Source organism: Devosia salina (assembly GCF_019504385.1).
GTDB lineage: Bacteria > Pseudomonadota > Alphaproteobacteria > Rhizobiales > Devosiaceae > Devosia > Devosia salina.
On sequence record NZ_CP080590.1, the window covers coordinates 66,357 to 84,866 of the forward strand.

Genomic DNA, 18,510 nt, shown 5'->3' on the forward strand with positions numbered 1-18,510 from the left:
TGCTGTCCATCCCGCCGCGCCGCCATCCCCTCCATCGCCAGGTAGGGCATTTGATGCAAATTTGACGAAAATCACGCCGGTCTCCGAGAGACCTCGGCAATCTGGCGCGCCCACGCTGCCTTTGGTCAACCGGTTGTCCGGAGGGGCAATTGAAACAGGTGTTCGCCCATCTCTCGGCCAATGCTGCCGATCTGGCCTTCAGCGTGGCCTTCTTCCTCATCTGCTATCTCATCGCTCGCCTGCTCAAGGTGGCGCCGCCCGTGGCCTTGGGCTTTGCGGTCCTGCCCATGCTGGTGCTCTACTGGCTGCAGAACCCGGGCGTACCGGCCCGGCTGATGGCGGCGCTCTCCTGATCGTCGGCATTTCCGCGCGAGGCCGCGACAAGGAACAGCTTGCCGACCATGCCCCGAACTAGGCAAAAGCGTTCCGCCTGATGCCGCTTCAAGCGGCACGGGTCAGCACGATATTCTTTCATTCAATCAATAGTGGACCCGCGGTGCTGCGGGCAGAGGAAGACGACCATGGCAATCCTGATTGGCGATACCGCTCCAGATTTCACCCTCGATTCCACCGAGGGCCCCATCCACTTCCACGATTACATCGACGGCTCCTGGGCGGTCCTGTTCAGTCACCCCAAGAATTATACCCCGGTCTGCACGACCGAGCTGGGCTATACCGCCAAGCTCAAGGACGAGTTCGCCAAGCGTGGCGTCAAGGTGCTGGGCCTCTCGGTCGACAAGCTCGAGGATCACACCGGCTGGGCGCGCGACATCGAGGAAACCCAGGGGTCGGCGCTGAATTTCCCGCTCCTGGCCGATACCGAGGGCGAGGTGGCGCGCAAATATGACATGATCCACCCCAATGCCGACAACACCCTGACGGTGCGCTCGCTCTTCGTCATCGGCCCGGACAAGAAGGTGAAGCTCAAGATCGAATATCCCGCCTCCACGGGCCGCAATTTCGATGAGATCCTGCGCGTTATCGACAGCCTGCAGCTCACGGCAAAGCACCAGGTCGCCACGCCGGTGAACTGGAAGAACGGCGAGGACGTCATCATTGTCCCGGCCGTCTCCAACGAGGCGGCCAAGGCCAAGTACCCCCAGGGCTGGAAGGAACTGAAGCCCTATCTGCGCATTGTGCCCCAGCCGCAGGGTTGAGCCCCGGCGATCCGTTTTCTCCCTGACCAACTTTGAGGGCGGTGGCGTGGCCATCGCCCTTTTTCTATGGCGGCCCCCGGTCGAACTCCGTCACATTCGTGCCGCATTACGACGCGGAGCCGTGCCATGGCAGCGGTTTTCTTCCGCTGAGACTGTCCGGTTTCGCGGTTTCGGCACGCTTTGTCGGAACCGTTGCCCATAGGTCACACCGCGCAAACCGGTTTCCCCGTTGGTGGCAATCGGGCTGTCGCAGGGCGACGATCCAGCCATTTCGCGGATTCTGGTTCTACGGTTTCCACTTTCTCAACGGCAGCATGGTCCTCGCTGTCCCGTTTTTCGGCTCCCGGACCTGGGGCGGGAGGTCGCACTTGCGCCTGCCGCCCAGATTCCGGCCCGGCTTGCCTCTATTGAAGCGCCATCGACAACTTCAGCGAGCCTCAGGACCATTGACTAAGAAAGCCGTTATCGCCGCCGCATCTGCTGCAGCCCTTCTCATCTTTTCCCCTGCAGCCTATGCCCAGTGTGGCGGCGCCTCCTGGTACGGTCCCGGATTTAACGGCAAGGTTGCCGCGTCCGGGCAGATTTTCGACCAGAACGCCATGACCGCGGCGCACCGGACCCTTCCCTTCGGCACCAAGGTCGAAGTGACCGACCAGACCACCGGCCGTTCGGTGGAAGTCACCATCAACGATCGTGGACCCTACCACGGCAAGCGCATCATCGATCTGTCCAAGGGCGCCGCGGCGGCCCTCGGCTTCCAGAACCGGGGCGTCACCTCGGTCTGTATCGCGCAGAAATAAGCTTCGCCTCCTCCCGAGACGACATGGGCTGCCCGGAATGCCGGGCAGCCCTTTTTCACGCCTCCGCCATCTCTGCCTTGAGCACCGCGTCGATCTCGGCCATCACCGCGGCGGGCAGGGGGCCCTTGTCGAGCGCGCCCAGATTGTCCCGCACCTGCGCCTCGGTCTTGAAGCCGGGAATGGGAATGGTGTGTGGCGAGCGCGCCAGGATCCAGCCCAGCGCTCCCTGGGCCGGGCTGCGGCCACCGCTGGTCAACAGGTCCCGCAGGGCGGCCAACCGGGCAAGCGCTTCCGGCGTTGGGGCGCCGTCCCGGAAATGCTTCACCCAGCTATGTCCCGCCCCGCGCACATCCCCCGTTCCGAACCGGGTCTCCGGCCCGAATTTGCCCGAGAGCAATCCCATGGCCAGCGGCGAGCGGTTGAGACTGGCCAGGTTCGCCTCTGCACATAGCGCCAGCATTTCCGGCCCGTCATGAAACAGGTTCAGTTCCTGCTGCACGGCCGTGAAATGCGGAAACTTCAGCATGCGCCGGGCCGCTGCAGCATCGTCCGTGCTCCAGCCCCAGGCGCCGATGCGGCCGGCCTCGGCCAGTGCCTCCAGCGCCGCCCCCGCGGCATCGGCCTCCGCCGCGCTGAGTTCACCGGGATGGATCTGGTAGAGATCGATCCGCTCCACCCCCAGCCGCTTCAGCGACTGTGCATTGGCCCAGTCGATGTAATCAGGGGTCACATCAATGGCCAGCAGGGCCCGCTTGGCCGCGTCATAGGTGAAGCCGAACTTGGTGGCGATCCTCACCTCGCCCCGGCGCCCCTTGATCGCGGCCCCGATCACCGCCTCGCTGTGGCCCGTGCCATAGGCGTCGGCGCTGTCGATCAGCGTGGCGCCCAGCTCGAGGCCGATCTGCAGGGCGCGGATCGATTGCGCATCGTCCACCTCGCCCCAGCCATCATTGCGGCCATCCAGGGTAAAATGCCCGCCAATGGCCCAACCGCCCAGGCCAATGGCGCCGACACTCGGGCCGCTGCGGCCCAGACTGCGCATCTGGGTCATTTGCGGCCTCCGGTCAGGTCGAGACCAGCGACATAATCATCGATCTGGTCGCGCTCGATCCCCAGATCGGCCAGAAGGTGGTTGTCCAGCATATTCAGCCTGCGGCGGGTGAAGTTACGCATGTGCCAGGCGTGCAGCCGGCGGGTGATTGGTTCGAACATGATGCTCTCCTTGGAAGGGCGGCATGGCCGAACCCGTCTGCAGACGCGGTGTGCCTGCATTTCATATCTGGTTCAGCCTGTCGGTGTTGCGAAGCCAAGCCGGGCTCCGTTGCGACAAGAATTGCGCAAAAGCAGAGCCTTGCGCTACGCTCGGGAACGCAAACCGCTTTGCAGGAATGAAAAATGGACTTCTCCTGGGATGATCTGCGGCTGTTCCTCGATGTCGCCCGGCTGGGCGGGCTGAGCGCCGCGACCCAGACCACGGGCCTGTCGGCCGCCACTTTGGGGCGCCGCGTCACCGCGCTCGAGCGCCAGGTGGGCGAGCCGCTCTTCGTGCGCAGCCAGACCGGCTATCGCCTCACCCAGTCCGGCGAGGACCTGCTGCTGCGCGCCGAGGAGGTCGAGGCGGCCATGCTCTCATTGAAGCGCTGGCAGGACGGCGCCATCGGCGAGCGGGTAGTGCGGGTATCGGCCGGTCCCTGGACCTCGGCCTTTCTCGCCCGCCACATTGCCAGCATCTGGACCGCGGGCGATCGCTTCGCGCTGGAACTGGTCACCGCCAGCCACAAGGTCGATATCGGCCGCCGCCATGCCGATATCGGCATTCGCAACCAGCGCCCCACCGAACAATGGCTGGCCGGCCGCCTCATCGGCAAGGTCGCCTATGGGCTCTATGCCCGGCCCGAACTGGTCAGTGGCGTGGCGGCTGGCTATTTCGTCGGCGTTGCCGGCGATGCCAGCCAGACCCATTCCGCCCGCTGGCTTCACGCCCGCCATGGCGATCGCATCGCCACCCGCGGCAATGACGCCATGAGTGTCATGGAGCTGGTGGCGGCGGGCGCCGGCATGTCGGTCTTTCCCTGTTTCGTGGGCGACAGCGAGCCGCGCATCGACCGCATGGCCGGCACCATCCCCGAACTCGAGACCGAGCAATGGCTCGTGTCGCACCACGAGGAGCGGCATACCCCGGCCGTCCGCACGGTGGCCGACCGCATCGTTGACCTGATGCATGCCCATGCCCCGCTGTTCCGGGGTGAGGCTGCCCATGGTCAATAAATCTGCCAGAAAATATCCCGCATTAGCGGTATGTTAGAAGATTTCGATCAGTATTCGCACCGGATGCAGGAAATATTGGTGGGCGATGCAATGCGCGCTTACGCTTATGTCGTGGGGCACGAAAGCGGCCCTGGCGCGGCACTGATGGATATGGCGCGCGGATTGGGCTTTGCCGGCGTCGCGCCCTTTGCCACCATCGCCCAGGCCGAGCAGCAGACCCAGGTCAATCCGGTGTGCTTCTTCCTGTTCGCCGCGACCGAAAATCTTGCCAGCCTGCGCGGCGTGGCCGATGCGGTGCGCTTCAGCACCGCCCGTCGCCTGCGCTTTTCGCCGCTGATCTATTTTGCCGAAAGCCCCTCGGTCGAGATGATCAGCGCCTGCATCAATATGGGTTTCGATGACATCATCACCATGCCCTTTACCCGCAAGCGGGTGCTCGAGCGGGTGACGCGGCAGGTGGGCCAGAACCTCGTCTATTACGAGACCCCCAGCTATTTCGGCCCCGATCGGCGTGGGCGCGCCGCGCCGCAGGCGAGCCAGCACGATCATCGCCATGGCGGACAATTCCGGCGTCTCGAAATCGTCCGCAACCTCGTCAATGGCGTCAACGTGGTCCGTGACGACCACATGGCACCCGCCCCCGTGTGACCGGAATGCAATCGTTGCAATAAACCGTTCCACAAGAGCGGTCGTGGCTATTCTCAGCCTCACCGAAATGGCCTAGCTTCGCCGCCAACGATCTTCCTTGAGCACTCTCAAAAATGCGATTCGGCCTTGCGCTGCCGCCCCAGATCAAGGTCTTCGGGGCCTTTTTCATCTATTCGTTCAGCATGGGTTCCATTTTCCCGCGCCTGCCCGATATCCAGACCGCCATGGGCGTTGGCGAGGGGGCATTGGGCCTGGCGCTGATCGGCTCGGCCATCGGCACGCTGATTTCCCTCACCTTTGCCGGCCGCTTCATCGAGGCCATTGGCTATCGCCGCGTCCTGCTTGGGGCCATCCCGCTATTGTCCGCGCTCTATGCCCTGGCCAGTTGGGCCGCCACGCCAATGGTCTTCTTTCTCCTGCTCGTGCCGGTGGGGCTGACCATCGGCTGCATTGAGATCATCATCAATGTCGAGGCCGACCGGGTCGAACACGCCATTGGCCGCCGCATCATGAGCCGCGCCCATGCCTTCTGGAGCCTGGGCTTTTTTGCCGCCGGCATGGTGGGCTCCCTCATCGCCCAGACCGGCCTGGAAGTGCATGTCCATCTCATGGTCATGATCCCCGTCGTCATTGCCGCCACCCTGGTCGTGCTGGGGCAGTTCCAGCCGGCGCCGCACCGTGCCGGCGGCAGCACCGACGAGGCGCCCCATTTTGCGCGTCCCACCATCACCATCATGGCGCTGGTGGCCGTGTGTCTGTCGGCCATGCTTATGGAGGGAGCGGGCATTGACTGGTCGGCCATCTACATGCGCAACATTTTTGATGCCGAACCCTTCTGGGCCGGCTTGGCGGTGGCCACCGTCGCCGGGTCGCAAGGCGTCGCCCGCTTCTTTGCCGATAGCTTTGTCGAACGCTTCAATCCGGTGGTTGTCGCGCGCGCGCTGCTGAGCGTGCTCGGCCTGGGCGTGATCCTGGCCTTTGTGGCCCCCCTGCCGTGGGTCGCCTATCTCGGCTTCGCCTTTATCGGCATCGGCTCGAGCGCGCTCTTCCCGCTGGCCATGTCGGCCGCCGCCCAGCAGACAGATCGTCCCGCCGCCATCAATGTGGCCGCCCTGGCGCAATTCTCCTTCACTGCCTTCCTGCTCGGGCCGCCGCTCCTGGGCTATATTGGCGAGCATTTCGGCATCCAGTGGGTCTTTGGTGTCGGCCTGCCGCTGGTCCTGCTCGGCCTCGCCACCGCCCAGGTGCTCGGCCCCAAGCCGGTGATGCGTGAGGTCGCGCCGTGATCGCGCCCCAGCACCGTATCTATGCCTGCTTCTTCTTCTTCGCAGTCACCACCGGCGCGCTGATGGCGCGCCTGCCCGATATCCAGACCCATCTCGGCGTCAGCGAGGGGCAATTGGGCCTGACCATGATCGGCATGTCCATCGGCTCGCTGATCTCGCTCACCATCGGCGCGCCCATCATCGAGCGGCTCGGCTTCCGCACCACGGCCTTTTTCACCACGCTGGGACCCACCGTGCTGCTGGCCACCATTCCCTGGCTGCCGGTGGCCCCGGCGGTCTTTGCGGTTCTGTTCATTGTCGGCCTCCTGGCCGGTGCGCTGGAGATCAATCTCAATGTCGAGATCGACCGGCTCGAGGCACTGACGGGCAAGCGCTACATGAACCGCGCCCATGGTTTCTGGAGCGTCGGCTTCTTTTTCACCGCCCTTTTCGGCGCCATGATCCGCCAATCCGGCCTCTCCGCCGGGCTGCACATGGCCATTGTCGCGCTGATCATCGTCCTGGTCGGGGGCTATCTGATCCATGGCGCGACCAACGCCCCCAAGACCGCGCGCAGCCAGTCCGAGGCCGGTGGGCATCGCTTTGCCTTTCCCAATCTGGGCCTACTGCCGCTCTGCCTCATCGGCTTTGCCGCGTTCCTGGTCGAAGGCGCCGGCATCGACTGGTCTTCCATCTATATGCGCGACGTCTTTGCCGTCGAACCCATCGTGGGCGGCATGGGCCTGACGCTCTTTGCCTTCTGTATGGCGGTGATGCGCCTCTCGGCTGACCCCATCGTCGCCCGCTATGGCCCGCGCAATGTCGCCATGGTGCTCTTGAGCCTGGCGAGCCTTGGCGCCCTGCTCGTTGGCCTGGCGCCGCTTCCGGGTCTGGCGCTGGCCGGTTTTGCGCTCATGGGGGCAGGGTGCTCGGCGGTTTACCCGCTGGCCGTCTCTGCGGCCGCCCAGCGCACCGATCGCCCTGCGGCCGTCAATGTCGCGGCGCTCGGCCAGGTGAGTTTCGTGGTCTTCTTCCTGGCGCCGCCGGCTTTGGGCTTCGTCGCCGAATTCATCGATATCCGCGCCTCCTACCTCGTTTGCCTGCCGCTGCTCTTGGCCGGCCTCTGGGCGTCCAGCTTTGCATTGGGTGAAAAAAAGGTCGACATTCCATTGGGCATGCCGCCCGAACCGCTTGGACCCAATGGCTGAAGACACTTCCCCGCCAGGCCTGCCGCCGATTGTCGACCTGCGGCAATCGGCGACTGCATTGCGGGTGCAGCGGGGCGTGATGCGCATGCTGCGTGAGCGGCACGACATGGCCTGCTATGCCGAGGTGACGCTCAGCAATGGCCGCCGCGCCGACGTGCTGGCGGTGGGGCCCAAAGGGGAAATATGGATCATCGAGATCAAGTCGAGCCTTATCGACTTCCAGGTGGACCGCAAATGGCCCGAATACCGGGACTTTTCCGACAAATTCTTCTTCGCCAAGCCACCCGAACTGGACGCCGACATCTTTCCGCAGAGCGAAGGCCTGATCGTTGCTGATGGCCATGACGGGGCCATTTTGCGCGACAGTCCCGACACGCCCCTCGCCCCCGCCCGCCGCAAGGCGCTGATGCTCAAGCTGGCCCGCATGGGCGCCGACCGCATCCATGCATTGATGGATCCCGGCCCCCGCGCCTGACCCTTCCCTTCGGCGCCAACCCAAACTATTGGACCATCATGTTTTCCGCCCATTGGCGCATTGTCGCGCTGTTCTTCACCCACGCCCTGGCTGCCGGCGCCATCCACACCCGCATCCCCGACCTGCAGCTGATGATCGGCCTGTCCGAATCCCAGCTCGGCCTGGTGCTGATGGGACAGCCCCTTGGCGCGCTCTCCATGTTCCTGTTCTCCAGCGCCATTGTCGAGCGCTTTGGCCCCCGCCGCATGATCCTCTGGCTCCTGCCCAGCGTGGTCATCACCGCCGCCCTCGCCACGGTGCTGCTCTCTCCGGTGGCGCTCTTCGTGCTCCTGGCGCTCAATGGCGTGGGCTTCTCGCTCACCAATATCGCCATGAATGTCGAGGCCGACCGGGTCGAGGCGGCGACCGGCGCGCGGGTCATGAACACCTGCCACGGCGCCTGGAGCGTGGGCTTTCTGCTCACCTCGCTTCTGGGCGCGACTTTGCGCGGCCTCGACGTCTCGCCTGCAATCCACCTCTGGGCGCTGGCGCCGGTCCTGATCGCATTGATCTATTTTGTCGTCCTGCCCATGCCCAACATGCCGCCGCGCGCCCATGCCGGCGAAAAGCTGCGCAAGCTCGCCTGGCCAACCCTGGCCACCATGGGGCTGGTCGCCTTCGGCCTCGGCGCCGGCCTCACCGAGGGCGCTTCGCGCGCCTGGTCGATCATTTATCTGCGCGACAGCTTCGACGTCGCGCCCTTCATCGAGTCGCTGGCGCTACCCGCCTTGCTTCTGGCCATGGCCGGCGGGCGGCTGGTGGCCGATCGCTTCATCGACCGGTTCGGTCCGGTGCGCGTGGCGCGCAGCCTGGCGGGTCTTGCCATTGCAGGCATGCTGGTCATCGTATTGGCGCCCCAGGCCTGGATCGCCCTTTGCGGCTTCCTTCTGGTCGGCATCGGCATTTGCGTGCTCTATCCGCTCATGCTCTCGGCGGCAGCGCGGCTGGGCGATCGCCCGGCCAGCCAGAATGTGGCGGCGACGACGCTGATCTTCCAGCTGGTCAATCTCGGCGCGCCCGGCCTCATCGGCGCAGTGGCCCAGGGCCTCGGCGTCCGCATGGCCTTCGCCATGCTGATCCCGCTGCTGGTCCTGACCTTCGCGATGGCGGGCCGGTTACGCGCTAAAGATTGAACACCCGGCCCGGCTTGAACTGGCCGAATTCGACATGGCCGGTTGCCAGCACCTTGCCCTTGAAGCTCACCCAGCATTCGTCCAGCGACACCGGCGCGCCGGCCCCCGTCAGCAACACCGGATTGCCGTGGCTGACGGCATTGGCCTGGCCCGCATCGAGGCGGATTTCTTCGATATCGGCGAGGCCAGCCGATACCGGCTTGAGCAGCCCATCGCGGGCCTCACCGGCTTCGGCCGCTTCCAACTGCTCGAGCGTGACAGCGTCGGCGTCGGTAAAGGGCCCAACGGCCGCCCGGTGCAGGCTGGTCACATGGCCCACCGTCCCCAAGGCCTCGGCGATGTCCCGGGCAAGCGCGCGCACATAGGTGCCCTTGCCGCACGTCACCTCCAGCACGCTTTCATCGCTTCCATGCGAGATCAGCTCGATGGCGTCGATATCGACCGGCCGTTCGGCCAGCTCCACCGTTTCGCCGGCACGGGCCAGGTCATAGGCGCGCTCGCCGTCTACCTTGATTGCCGAAAAGGCCGGCGGCCGCTGCATGATGGTGCCGGTGAACCGCGGCAATACCGCCTCCAGCGCTCCCCTGTCGGGCCGCACATCCGAGGTGGCGATCACTTCGCCCTCGGCGTCGTCGGTTGCCGTGGCGCGGCCCCAGCCGATGGTGAAGCGATAGATCTTGGTGCCGTCCTGCACCTGCGGCACGGCCTTGGTGGCCTCGCCCAGCGCGATGGGCAAAATGCCGGTCGCCAGGGGGTCGAGGGTCCCGGCATGGCCGGCCTTGGCGGCGTTCAGCAGCCAGCGCACCTTGCCCACCGCCTGGGTGGAGGTGAAATCATATGGCTTGTTGAGCACGACCCATCCGGAGATGGCGCGCTTTTTCGTTCTTGGCTGGCTCAAGGTCAGTCTTCTGTTGTGTCGTCGCTGTCGTCGTCGAGGTCGCGCCGCACCCGGTCCGAGCGCAGCAGCGCGTCGATACGGCCGGCTTCCTCGAAGGTCTCGTCCACGAAGAAGCGGATCTCGGGCGCAAATTTCAGGTCGATCTGCGGCGCCACCCGTCCACGGATGAACTTGCGATGGCGATTGAGTGCCGCCACGATCTCGTCGGCGTGGGTCCCGCCCAGCGGCATCACATAGGCATTGGCGATCTTGAGGTCGGGCGTCATGCGCACTTCGGGCACGGTGATCACCGCGCCGGCAAGGGCCTCGTCCTCGATGTCACCCCGGGCAAACAGCGTCGCCAGGGCATGGCGCACCAGTTCCCCGACGCGCAGCATGCGCTGGCTGGGGCCAGCGGGCTTGTGGTCTTTTTTCATGGGCAAGCGGCTTAGGCCCTCCCGGGTCCGCCGTCAATCCGCAACGCTGAGGGTAACCTCGCTGGCGAGCCGCGCCATATGCTCTTCCACCACATTGCCGGGCACGGGCCAGCTGGCCGGGTTGGTGGCGTCGAACGCATCGCCGCGCCATTCCTGGTAGACCATGCCCACGCCCTTCGCGGATTTGTAGAAGCCCACCACCATCACCTCGCCCTGGCCGGCAAAGTCGGTGAAGCTGTCGAGATAGGCGCCGCACACATAGCCCAGCGGCGGCAATTGGTCCGTGCCGTCGGGCTCCAGCTGGAACAGCGCCACCGTCTCCGGCTGGCACGCCTGGGCATAGACATTGATGACCAGCTCGCGGAAATCGACGAGATTCATATCGGCCTGGTTCGATATCCTGGCGCCATAAAGGGTGGACCAGAAGGCCTCGCCCTCGCCACGGCGATAGATTTCGAGATGCGCCTGATTGTCCTCTTCGACGAAGCGCGCTGTCGAGGTCTCGGCAAGGGCTTCGATATCTTCCGCATCCGCCGCCCAGCTCGGCAAGGGCAGGGTCAATCTCTGGCCCATCGTTTCCAGCACCAGCTTGCCATTCTCACTGGTAAAGGGCAGCGCGGCGGTGCCCTGCGCCATGGCCGGGGCCATTGCCAGAACCGAGGCGGCGAGGGCGGCCGGCACATGTTTCATCAAGCTCACGGGGTTCTCCTGACACCCGAACGGAAATCGAAATCGAGTGGCCTGCCCCCGGCCGCCTCGACAGGCTGACGATTAGGGGGCCGGCCACAACCGCGCAAGTGCGCCCGGCAAGTCCGCCTCATAACAACCCGGCGTTGCGGAATTGCTGCAACACTCGGCGCCTGCCGGAGGCGAGGTCCTTATCGACTAGCCCCGCGCGCTGCGCGGCAGCGGGCTTTCCGGCAGCAGGCGATGCGGCGGCTGGTGCCCATCCATGAAGGCGCGGATATTGACGATCACCGCCTCGCCCATTTCGACGCGGGCCTCCATGGTCGCCGAGGCCATATGCGCGGTCAACACCACGCGATTGGCTTCTGCCAGGGCCAGGAGGCGGGGATTGATGCCATTGCGGTTCTCGAACACGTCGAGTGCCGCGCCGCCCAGATGCCCGCTCTCGAGCCGTTCGATCAGCGCCGTTTCATCCAGCAGCTCGGGGCGGCTGACATTGATCACAAAGGCCCCCGGCTTCATGGCATCAAGCCGCTCTGCCGACAGGATATGGTGGGTGTCGCGCGTGAGCGGGGTATGCAGCGAGACGATGTCGACCGCTGCCAGCATCGCATCAAGGTCATGCCAATACTGCGCCTCAAGCGGCGTTTCCACGCCCGGCGGCCGCCTGTTGCGCGAGTAATAGTGGATGTTGAGGCCGAAGGCGCGGGCCCGGCTCGCCACCGCCATGCCGATGCGGCCCATGCCGACAATGCCCAGTGCCTTGCCGCGCAGCCGGTGTCCGAGCATCGAGGTCGGCGACCAGCCGGCCCAGGCCCGGTCGCGCAGCAGCATCTGCGTGCCCTCCACCAGCCGCCGCGGCAAGGCCAGCATCAGCGCCGTGGCCATGTCGGCCGTGTCCTCGGTCAGCACCGAGGGCGTGTTGGTCACGGTCAGTCCCGCGGCCCACGCCGCTTCAAGGTCGATATTGTCCACGCCATTGCCGAACTGGGCGATCAGGCGCACGCTGGGTGGCAGCCGGGCGATCAGCGCGGCGTCGATACGGTCGGTAATGGTGGAAACCAGCACGTCCTTGCCGGCCAGTCCCTCCAGGATGTCGTCTCCGGTCAGCGCCACATCGGCTTCATTGACATCGGTCTCGAACAGCGTCGCCATGCGCGCCTCGATGCTCGCCGGCAGGCGCCTGGTCACCAGGATCTTGGGTTTATGCGATGTCATGCGTACCAGTGCGGGGGCTGATGGGGCAGGCGTGATCATGCCCTTCAGCGACCATTAAGGATCATGGTCTAGTGATAGGGCAAATCCAACCCGTCTGCAAAGTGATGTTGTTTTTGCCAGCCCTCCCGGGCCGCGTTCGCGCCTTCCTGTTTGCCTTACTGGCTCTCTGCGCCGGTCTGGCCGTCTTGCCCCCGGCCCAGGCTCAGGACAATCCAAGCGGCCTGCCCCTGCCGCGCTTCGTCACGACCCGTTCCCATCCCATCAATGTGCGGGTCGGTCCCGGCACCCGCTACGAGATCGCCTGGAACTACACCGTCTCCGGCGTGCCGGTCGAAATCGTCCAGGAGTTCGACACCTGGCGCAAGATTCGCGACATGGATGGCGAAGAGGGCTGGGTGCATCAAAGCCTGCTCTCGGGCAGCCGCGCCGGCATTGCCACGCCGCTCCTGGCCAATGGCGAGGTGATCATGCATGCCGGCAAGTCAGAGGATTCGCCAGCCCGGGCCCGCCTCGCCGCCGGCCTGCGCGTAACCATCAGCGAATGCGACGGCACCTGGTGCAATGTCTCGGCCAGCCAGACCGGCACGCATCAGAGCTGGGTCGGCTGGGTGCGCCAGGCCGAACTCTGGGGCGTCTATCCCAACGAGGAATTCGACTGAACCGCCGGTCCAAGCTCGGCCAGCATATTGGTGCGCTCGCGCTCGCGCCGCGCCGCGTCGTCGAGCTTCGGACAGGACGCGCAATAGCGCTCCGGAAACGCCAGATAGTCCAGGCAACACCCCTTGCGGGCCATGATGGCCACCTGCCGCCCGTCGCCGAGGTCCAGCGTTTCGAGCCCCCCCTGGCCCGTCAGCCCCATCGCTTCCAGCCACAAGGCGCAGAATCGATATTGCGCCTCGATCCCGATATCGGGCCGGAAGTGCCTGAGCCGCACCATCAGGCCCAGCATCCGGTCGGCCAGTAGCCGCAGCGCCGTCAGTCTCTTGAGCCGGGTGACCGCGTTGATCTCCACCAGCAGCGCATCCGCCATGGCCCTCAGGGCCGTGCCCGCCTCGCCGATCAGCGCCTCCACCGGGCCTTCGGTCTGCGGCCCGGTGGCCAGCCGATAGCCATCGACATCCAGGTTCTGCCGCGCCTGCGCTATGCCGCTCACCCGGGGCAGGGCGCCATGCACATGCACCGCGATGACTGAAAGATAGGCGGGTTGCCAGGTGAGGTTGGTCCATAGCCGCACGGCGTGGAACGGCTGCCCTGCCGCCGGATAGGCCGCGGCCAGTCGCCCCAGCAGGGTCTCGAGAAAATCCCGGTTGTCCCCGCCGGGGACATACCAGCCGGGCAGGGGGCCGCCCGGGGCACCCTTGAGAAATCCGGTCGCCTTTGCTGCGGTGGCAATGAACCGCGTCAGGGCGACATCGTCGTTCGTCTGGGCAAAAAGGTAGTTTCGCGTGGTCACGGACAGGCTCGCTTGCGGCTCGGCCCACTCCTAGACCGTCCCGGCGCGCTCGGCAAATCCCGCCGCTGCGGCCCACCGTCGCCCCGCTTTCCCCGCAATTCTACCGATGCGGCGCTTTACCGCCCGCTTGCCGGGCTCGCCGCAATCTGGTCCCGACCAGAGGTTTGACCAGGGAGGCTCCAATGCATGGGCTGCGCAAGCACCTGCTCCGGCATCAGGGCGGCACCGCCGTCATCGAATTTGCCATCCTCACCCCGGTCTATCTGCTGCTGCTGACCGGTATGCTGGCCTATGGCATCTATTTCGGTGCCGCCCACGCACTGCAGCAGCTGGCCGCCGATGCGGCGCGAACCGCCATTGCCGGTCTGGATGAGGCCGAACGCAACGCGCTGGTGGAATCCTATCTGGCGCACAATGCTGGCGACTACATGCTCATCGACCCCGCCCGGCTGGTGCACGACATCGGCGACAGCCCGCTCGACCCCAATCAATATGTTGTCCGGCTGACCTATGACGCCGCCCTCTTGCCGATCTGGAACCTCTATCCGCCGCTGCCGCTGCCCGGCTCCACCATTGTCTATGGGGCCACTATCCGGCGCGGGGGCATCTGATGCCGCTTTGGGAATCGTTTTGGCGTAGCGAACGCGGCAATATGGCAATTCTGTTTGCCTTCGGCTTTGCCGTTTCTGCCGCCGTCTCGGCTATCGCGGTGGATGCGGCGGCGCTCTATCACGAGCGGCGCATGCTGCAGGCCGGGGTCGACCTGGCAGCCATTTCGGCGGCGGTCGATCCTGCCCGCGCTGCCGAAATCGCCCAATCCGTGCTGGTCGAGGCGCGGCTCCTTGCCCCGGCCAGCACGGATGGGCTCACCGTTGTCACCGGCCGCTACGATCGATCCGGATCAATCGCTGCCGAACGCTTCACGCCCGGCGCCACACCGGTCAATGCCGTTCGGGTCACCCTCATGCGTAGCGGCACTCTGCATTTCGCCAGCAGCTTTGCGCCCGAGCCGTCCATCAGCGCCGCGGGCCTGGCCGCCGTCACCCCGGAAGTCTCCTTCTCGCTGGGCTCGCGTCTTGCCAGCCTCAATGGCGGCCTTGCCAATGCGCTCCTCTCCGATCTTCTGGGCACCAATGTCTCGCTTTCGGTTGCTGATTACACCGGCCTGGCCGCCGCCCGCATCGACGCGCTTTCGTTCCTCGATGCGCTTGGCATCCGCATGGGCCTCAGCGCCATCACCTATGACGACCTCCTGGCCCTGGACGCCGATGCCGGTCTGATTGCCATGGCCCTGGCCGACCTGACCAATGGGCCCGTCAACCTGGCCTTGCTGTCTCTGGCAGGCGGTAGCGCCGGCAATGCTGTGCCGCTGTCGCGGCTCATGGCGCTGGGCCGCCTGGGCGGCCTGCAGCTGGGGAGCGCCGGTGCCGCAGACATCTCGCTCTCCACCCTCGAAGTCCTCACGGCCGCGGCGGCCCTTGCCGATGGCGACCGGCAGGTCTCGCTCAATCTCGGCGCCGCCGTGCCGGGCCTGGTCAGTCTCCGCCTCGACCTGGCGCTGGGCGAACCGCCCCAGGGCGGCGGCTGGTTCGCCATCGGCCCGGTCGATACCGTGCTTCGTACTGCTCAGTTGCGCCTGCGGCTCCGCGCCGAACTGCTGGGTGGCCCGGTACTGCTCGGTGCCGGGGTCAGCCTGCCGCTCTGGCTTGATCTGGCCCAGGCCGAAGCCCGTGTCGCCGCGGCCACCTGTCCCACGCCCGCCGCACCACAGGGCAGCGCCGTCATCGAGGCGCGCCCCGGCCTGGCGCGACTGGCCCTGGGCGAACTCGGTGATTATGCCCTGGCCGATTTCGGCAGCCCGCCAGCCCTGGCGCCGGCGCGGCTTGTCGATGTGCTGCTGCTCAAGGTCAGCGGTTCCGCCCAGATCGAAATCGCGCAGACCACGCCTGTGGCACTCGGTTTCTCTTCGGCTGACATTGCGGCCGGTACGCTCAAGACCGTCACCACCACCACGCCCATTGCGTCACTGGCCGGCTCGCTGCTGGGCGAACTCGACCTCACGGTCAGCGTGTTGGGGCTGGGCCTGGCCTCGCCCGCCCTCATTGCTCAGGCCCTGCGCGATCTGCTCGCGCCGCTCGCCCCCACGCTCGACATGACGCTCGCCGCCACGCTCTCCACTTTGGGCCTCGGCATCGGCGAGGCCGATATAAGGGTCTATGGGGTGCGCTGCGATCACGCCGTGCTGGTGGGCTGATCTCGAAGGCCACAAAGTCATACAATTTGCCGTTTCGCCCCTTCCGACTCCGACGCGCGGCGGATAGTCTGATGCACGTACATCTGGGAGGAGTGCGCATATGAGCGCCAAGCGCCTCGGTATCGGCTTCATCGGTACCGGCAATATTTCATCGGCCTATCTGAAGGCCATTCTGGGCAAGGACGGGCTCCCGGGCTTCGGCGGACTCGATGTGAAGGGTCTCGCCGACATGCGCGCCGACGCCGCCAGTGCCCGCGCCGCCGAATTTGGCCTCAAGTCGATGAGCGTCGATGAATTGCTGGCCGATCCGGCCATCGACCTCGTGGTCAATCTCACCATCCCGCGGGCCCATGTCGATGTTGGCCTCAAATGCCTGGCCGCCGGCAAACACGTCTATTCCGAAAAGCCGCTTGGCATCACCTTCGCCGAAGGGCGCAAATTGCTCGACGCGGCCAATGCCGCGGGGCTGCGCATCGGTTCGGCCCCCGATACCTTTCTCGGCGGCTCGCACCAGCAGGCGCGCGCCGTGGTCGATAGCGGCGTCCTGGGCACCATCATTGGCGGCACCGCCTTCTTCCAGTGTCCCGGCCACGAAAGCTGGCATCCCGATCCGGCCTTCTACTACGACCTCGGCGGTGGCCCCATGCTCGACATGGGTCCCTATTACATCACCGACCTGGTCAATCTGCTCGGCCCGGTTGCCAGGGTTTCGGCCATGTCCTCGCGCCTGCGCGCCGAACGCACCATCACCTCCGAGCCGAAAAAGGGTCAGACCGTCCCGGTCCATATCGACACCCATGTCACCGGTTCGCTCGGCTTTGCCAATGGCGCCATCGTGCAGATCGGCATGAGCTTCGACGTCGCCGCCCACAAGCATGTGCCGCTCGAACTCTATGGCACCGAGCAGAGCCTCATCGTCCCCGATCCCAATTTCTTCGGCGGCACGGTGGAAACGCGCAAGCGCGGCCGCGACGAGGCCTGGACCGAAGTGCCCGTGGTCCAGCCCTATGCCGACGGCAATTACCGCTCGCTCGGCGTCGCCGACATGGCCGCTGCCATCATCGAGAACCGCCCGCACCGGGCCAATGGCGATCTGGCCCTGCATGTGCTCGAGGTCATGGAAGCCTTCGAAATTGCCGCGCGGGAAGGCCGCACCGTGGACATCAAGACCCCGGTCACCCGCCCGGCGCCGCTGGCGGAAAGTTTGAAGGATGGGGTGCTTTAGCCGTCACGACGTCAGCCACCCCACCCTCAGTCCCTCCCCATCAAGGGGAGGGAGGCGCAAGACCGCAGCACCAGTGTTCATCGTCTCCCTCCCCCTTGTGGGGAGGGTAGCGAAGCTGGACGCTCCGCGTCCTAGCGCAGCTAGGGTGGGGGTGTGTCAGACGCCTCGCTACCAGTACCAGCCCAGAGCGTCGGCTGCTTCCTTGTTGAAATAGAGCGTCACCAGCGCGTCATTGGCCGGGTCGGTTTGTCCGTCCACATATTGCCGCTGCAACAGGGTCACCGTTTCGGCGGCCTTGTCATGATGCTGGAACAGATAGTCGAAGCAGTCGTCATCGTCCTCGACATTCACCACGCCGTAGATCTCGTCCTTCAGCGCCGCAAGCTCCCGCCCCTCGATGGCGGTACCGCTCTCGCGCCCATAGGCCCGCACGGTCGGCACCCAATCGAGGCCCGTCTCGCAGATATAGCGGTCGTCCTTGAACACCCCTTCGTCGATGAAGGAGATGTCGACCTCCTCGCTCCAGGGGTTGGAAATCTCATAGGTCGCGCCCTTGGCACTGGTCGCGAGATAGATGTCCGACCAGGCGCAATTGCCGTCCTGCTCGCGATAGCACCAGCGCTCCGAATCCATCATCAGCACCGCAATGTCACTGATATGGACGAGCTTGCCGGTTTTCATGTGATCGATCAGCGCCTGGCTCTGCGCGTCCTGCGCCAGGCCAGGCACCACGCTGCCGCACAGCAGCACGAGCAATATTGCGAGACGACGCATGGTCTTCCTCCCCGAATACCATCCTCAATCTAGCCCAGCCCGCCCTGGGAAGAAACGGCCTCTTGACGGCACGGCTAATATGTAACAATAAAAGTTACATGAAACGATCCAGTCGCCTGTCCATTGCCCTGCACGCCCTGGTGCATCTGCACGCCCAACCCGGCAAGGTGCTCACCTCCGCGGCGCTCGCCACTTGTCTCATGACCAATCCGGTTGTGGTTCGCCGCATTCTCGGGGAACTGCGCGAGGCCGGCATCGTTGAGGCCAGCAAGGGGCCAAATGGGGGCTGGGCACTCACGCGTCCAGCCGAAGAAATCACCCTGCGCCAGGTTTACGAGGCCATGGGCGAGCGCCTTCTGGTGCGCACCGAAAGCGATCCGGGCGACGTCAGCTGCGCCATCGTGCGCTCCGTCGACCGGGTCATGACCGATTTCCTCGACGACGCCGAGGCGCTGCTGGCCGCTCGACTGGCCCGGGTCCGCCTCAGCGACATTGCATCGACGGCCATGCAGGCGGGTTTCCCCCGCCTCGACTGAACGAGTTCCAATCCGAGGCGTCTGTCCCCAGTGCCCCTTGGCGCCGGACGCCTTCG

22 protein-coding genes are annotated in these 18,510 nt (G+C 65.4%); 14 read left to right on the top strand and 8 right to left on the bottom strand.

Translation table 11 applies throughout. The features are described 5' to 3' along the window. The first annotated feature begins 149 nt into the window (after positions 1-149). The 3 genes from K1X15_RS00335 (at position 150) to K1X15_RS00345 (ending at position 1,957) form a co-directional block, all read left to right on the top strand. On the top strand, positions 150-353 hold the full coding sequence (locus K1X15_RS00335) for a hypothetical protein (protein WP_220305556.1): 204 nt from the start codon (positions 150-152) through the stop codon (positions 351-353). Positions 354-521: 168 nt separating this feature from the next. Continuing rightward, complete coding sequence (locus K1X15_RS00340; RefSeq protein ID WP_220305557.1) at positions 522-1,157, top strand: peroxiredoxin; 636 nt, start codon at positions 522-524, stop codon at positions 1,155-1,157. 446 nt (positions 1,158-1,603) lie between these two features. Beyond that, positions 1,604-1,957 (top strand): septal ring lytic transglycosylase RlpA family protein, encoded by a 354-nt coding sequence (locus K1X15_RS00345; RefSeq protein ID WP_240549596.1) that lies wholly within the window; start codon positions 1,604-1,606, stop codon positions 1,955-1,957. 55 nt (positions 1,958-2,012) lie between these two features. Here the strand turns inward: K1X15_RS00345 and K1X15_RS00350 are convergent, their stop codons facing one another. After that, positions 2,013-3,008 carry an aldo/keto reductase gene (locus tag K1X15_RS00350; protein ID WP_220305559.1) on the bottom strand — a complete coding sequence of 332 codons (996 nt, stop codon included), beginning with the start codon at positions 3,006-3,008 and terminating at the stop codon, positions 2,013-2,015. Further along, positions 3,005-3,169: a DUF1127 domain-containing protein gene (locus K1X15_RS00355; RefSeq protein ID WP_220305560.1), complete on the bottom strand. Its 165-nt coding sequence runs from the start codon at positions 3,167-3,169 to the stop codon at positions 3,005-3,007. Before K1X15_RS00355 ends, K1X15_RS00350 begins: the two co-directional genes overlap by 4 nt. A 183-nt stretch (positions 3,170-3,352) precedes the next feature. On the opposite strand from K1X15_RS00355, the gene K1X15_RS00360 reads away from it, so the two are divergent. The 6 genes from K1X15_RS00360 (at position 3,353) to K1X15_RS00385 (ending at position 8,993) form a co-directional block, all read left to right on the top strand. Beyond that, complete coding sequence (locus K1X15_RS00360; RefSeq protein ID WP_220305561.1) at positions 3,353-4,225, top strand: LysR family transcriptional regulator; 873 nt, start codon at positions 3,353-3,355, stop codon at positions 4,223-4,225. 30 nt (positions 4,226-4,255) lie between these two features. Next, the gene (locus K1X15_RS00365) at positions 4,256-4,873 is read left to right on the top strand and encodes a hypothetical protein (RefSeq protein WP_220305562.1); all 618 of its coding nucleotides are present in this window, start codon (positions 4,256-4,258) and stop codon (positions 4,871-4,873) included. Between the two features lie 113 nt (positions 4,874-4,986). Beyond that, positions 4,987-6,159, top strand: a complete 1,173-nt coding sequence (locus K1X15_RS00370) for an MFS transporter (protein ID WP_220305563.1) — start codon at positions 4,987-4,989, stop codon at positions 6,157-6,159. Further along, on the top strand, positions 6,159-7,346 hold the full coding sequence (locus K1X15_RS00375; RefSeq protein WP_420828386.1) for an MFS transporter: 1,188 nt from the start codon (positions 6,159-6,161) through the stop codon (positions 7,344-7,346). Before K1X15_RS00370 ends, K1X15_RS00375 begins: the two co-directional genes overlap by 1 nt. Then, the gene (locus tag K1X15_RS00380; protein WP_220305564.1) at positions 7,339-7,821 is read left to right on the top strand and encodes an MmcB family DNA repair protein; all 483 of its coding nucleotides are present in this window, start codon (positions 7,339-7,341) and stop codon (positions 7,819-7,821) included. The genes K1X15_RS00375 and K1X15_RS00380 overlap by 8 nt, the downstream gene beginning before the upstream one ends. A 38-nt stretch (positions 7,822-7,859) precedes the next feature. Then, a complete protein-coding gene (locus K1X15_RS00385; protein WP_220305565.1) occupies positions 7,860-8,993 on the top strand; it encodes an MFS transporter in 1,134 nt (377 codons plus the stop codon). Here K1X15_RS00385 and truB read toward each other — a convergent pair. The 4 genes from truB to K1X15_RS00405 form a co-directional block, all read right to left on the bottom strand. Beyond that, positions 8,983-9,897, bottom strand: coding sequence for a tRNA pseudouridine(55) synthase TruB (truB, locus tag K1X15_RS00390; protein WP_420828387.1), 915 nt, complete (start codon positions 9,895-9,897; stop codon positions 8,983-8,985). The two genes, K1X15_RS00385 and truB, sit on opposite strands and share 11 nt — an antisense overlap. Next, positions 9,894-10,307 carry a 30S ribosome-binding factor RbfA gene (gene rbfA / locus K1X15_RS00395; RefSeq protein ID WP_220305567.1) on the bottom strand — a complete coding sequence of 138 codons (414 nt, stop codon included), beginning with the start codon at positions 10,305-10,307 and terminating at the stop codon, positions 9,894-9,896. The genes truB and rbfA overlap by 4 nt, the downstream gene beginning before the upstream one ends. Positions 10,308-10,340: 33 nt before the next feature. Further along, complete coding sequence (locus K1X15_RS00400) at positions 10,341-11,006, bottom strand: hypothetical protein (protein ID WP_220305568.1); 666 nt, start codon at positions 11,004-11,006, stop codon at positions 10,341-10,343. A gap of 186 nt (positions 11,007-11,192) precedes the next feature. Then, complete coding sequence (locus K1X15_RS00405; protein ID WP_220305569.1) at positions 11,193-12,212, bottom strand: 2-hydroxyacid dehydrogenase; 1,020 nt, start codon at positions 12,210-12,212, stop codon at positions 11,193-11,195. Positions 12,213-12,325: 113 nt separating this feature from the next. On the opposite strand from K1X15_RS00405, the gene K1X15_RS00410 reads away from it, so the two are divergent. Beyond that, positions 12,326-12,871 carry an SH3 domain-containing protein gene (locus K1X15_RS00410; protein WP_240549598.1) on the top strand — a complete coding sequence of 182 codons (546 nt, stop codon included), beginning with the start codon at positions 12,326-12,328 and terminating at the stop codon, positions 12,869-12,871. Here the strand turns inward: K1X15_RS00410 and K1X15_RS00415 are convergent. After that, complete coding sequence (locus K1X15_RS00415) at positions 12,847-13,665, bottom strand: siderophore ferric iron reductase (protein WP_220305571.1); 819 nt, start codon at positions 13,663-13,665, stop codon at positions 12,847-12,849. The genes K1X15_RS00410 and K1X15_RS00415 overlap by 25 nt on opposite strands. Before the next feature lie 182 nt (positions 13,666-13,847). Between K1X15_RS00415 and K1X15_RS00420 the strand changes: the two genes are divergently transcribed. From K1X15_RS00420 to K1X15_RS00430, 3 genes are all read left to right on the top strand, one after another. Next, positions 13,848-14,276: a TadE/TadG family type IV pilus assembly protein gene (locus K1X15_RS00420; protein WP_220305572.1), complete on the top strand. Its 429-nt coding sequence runs from the start codon at positions 13,848-13,850 to the stop codon at positions 14,274-14,276. A 41-nt stretch (positions 14,277-14,317) separates the two neighbouring features. Continuing rightward, positions 14,318-15,919, top strand: a complete 1,602-nt coding sequence (locus K1X15_RS00425; RefSeq protein ID WP_220305573.1) for a TadG family pilus assembly protein — start codon at positions 14,318-14,320, stop codon at positions 15,917-15,919. Between the two features lie 100 nt (positions 15,920-16,019). Next, complete coding sequence (locus tag K1X15_RS00430) at positions 16,020-17,144, top strand: Gfo/Idh/MocA family protein (protein ID WP_220305574.1); 1,125 nt, start codon at positions 16,020-16,022, stop codon at positions 17,142-17,144. A 168-nt stretch (positions 17,145-17,312) separates the two neighbouring features. On the opposite strand, the gene K1X15_RS00435 is transcribed toward K1X15_RS00430, so the two are convergent. Beyond that, positions 17,313-17,918 carry a hypothetical protein gene (locus tag K1X15_RS00435; protein WP_220305575.1) on the bottom strand — a complete coding sequence of 202 codons (606 nt, stop codon included), beginning with the start codon at positions 17,916-17,918 and terminating at the stop codon, positions 17,313-17,315. Positions 17,919-18,016: 98 nt separating this feature from the next. Between K1X15_RS00435 and K1X15_RS00440 the strand changes: the two genes are divergently transcribed. Further along, entirely contained in the window at positions 18,017-18,454 is a 438-nt protein-coding gene (locus K1X15_RS00440; protein ID WP_220305576.1) for an Rrf2 family transcriptional regulator, read from the top strand. Positions 18,455-18,510 lie beyond the last annotated feature (56 nt).

Coding starts and splice junctions, on each gene's coding strand:
- K1X15_RS00340 (WP_220305557.1), top strand. CDS start 522: ATGGCAATCCTGATTGGCGATACCGCTCCAGATTTCACCCTCGATTCC.
- K1X15_RS00350 (WP_220305559.1), bottom strand. CDS start 3,008: ATGACCCAGATGCGCAGTCTGGGCCGCAGCGGCCCGAGTGTCGGCGCC.
- K1X15_RS00355 (WP_220305560.1), bottom strand. CDS start 3,169: ATGTTCGAACCAATCACCCGCCGGCTGCACGCCTGGCACATGCGTAAC.
- K1X15_RS00360 (WP_220305561.1), top strand. CDS start 3,353: ATGGACTTCTCCTGGGATGATCTGCGGCTGTTCCTCGATGTCGCCCGG.
- K1X15_RS00365 (WP_220305562.1), top strand. CDS start 4,256: ATGTTAGAAGATTTCGATCAGTATTCGCACCGGATGCAGGAAATATTG.
- K1X15_RS00370 (WP_220305563.1), top strand. CDS start 4,987: ATGCGATTCGGCCTTGCGCTGCCGCCCCAGATCAAGGTCTTCGGGGCC.
- K1X15_RS00380 (WP_220305564.1), top strand. CDS start 7,339: ATGGCTGAAGACACTTCCCCGCCAGGCCTGCCGCCGATTGTCGACCTG.
- K1X15_RS00385 (WP_220305565.1), top strand. CDS start 7,860: ATGTTTTCCGCCCATTGGCGCATTGTCGCGCTGTTCTTCACCCACGCC.
- rbfA (WP_220305567.1), bottom strand. CDS start 10,307: ATGAAAAAAGACCACAAGCCCGCTGGCCCCAGCCAGCGCATGCTGCGC.
- K1X15_RS00405 (WP_220305569.1), bottom strand. CDS start 12,212: ATGACATCGCATAAACCCAAGATCCTGGTGACCAGGCGCCTGCCGGCG.
- K1X15_RS00420 (WP_220305572.1), top strand. CDS start 13,848: ATGCATGGGCTGCGCAAGCACCTGCTCCGGCATCAGGGCGGCACCGCC.
- K1X15_RS00425 (WP_220305573.1), top strand. CDS start 14,318: ATGGCAATTCTGTTTGCCTTCGGCTTTGCCGTTTCTGCCGCCGTCTCG.
- K1X15_RS00430 (WP_220305574.1), top strand. CDS start 16,020: ATGAGCGCCAAGCGCCTCGGTATCGGCTTCATCGGTACCGGCAATATT.
- K1X15_RS00435 (WP_220305575.1), bottom strand. CDS start 17,918: ATGCGTCGTCTCGCAATATTGCTCGTGCTGCTGTGCGGCAGCGTGGTG.
- K1X15_RS00440 (WP_220305576.1), top strand. CDS start 18,017: ATGAAACGATCCAGTCGCCTGTCCATTGCCCTGCACGCCCTGGTGCAT.